At 38.8% G+C, this 502-nt stretch carries 1 protein-coding gene; it reads right to left on the bottom strand.

Annotated features, from left to right (window positions below):
• Positions 1–173: 173 nt before the first annotated feature.
• Positions 174–502 (bottom strand): IS66 family insertion sequence element accessory protein TnpB (gene tnpB, locus HT703_RS08660; protein WP_172930034.1); only part of this gene is annotated, 329 nt, incomplete at its 5' end.

Raw genomic sequence — 502 nt, 5'->3', positions numbered from 1 at the left:
ACAACTTTTCTCGTAAAAGGTTATAAAGGGACTCTAATAGTATTGACTCGTCTTGATATGCCAATTAGAGATTTCCTTACGTGTGATTGGTAAACCCATCTTAGCCCAATCTTCTTCCATAGGCTTCCCTCTCTGTTTTCTAACTTTATCATACTAAAAAGAAAGGCATCATTTCAATAGAAATCACGACTTTCTGATGAATTTATTTTTGGAGTGATAGAAAAGCCCTTCATCAGCCAGTCTACTTGTTCAGGTGTGAGAGCTTTGACATCCTTTTCTGTACTGGGCCAAGTCAGTCTGCCGTTTTCAAAGCGTTTATATAATAGCCAAAATCCTTGACCATCCCAGTAAAGGACTTTAAAGCGGTCTTTACGTCCACCACAAAAGAGAAAAACTTGACCTGAGAAAGAATCCAATTCAAAGTGGGTTTTAATGAGATAAGCCAGTGAATCGATTCCTTGTCTCATATCAGTTTTCCCACACACGAGATAGACCTGCCCTA

The sequence above is a fragment of the Streptococcus sp. 3874 genome (assembly GCF_013276425.1).
GTDB classification, from domain to species: Bacteria; Bacillota; Bacilli; order Lactobacillales; family Streptococcaceae; genus Streptococcus; species Streptococcus pseudopneumoniae.
Note: the sequence above shows the minus strand (reverse complement) of the source record. Positions and strands in the feature narration are given on the sequence as shown.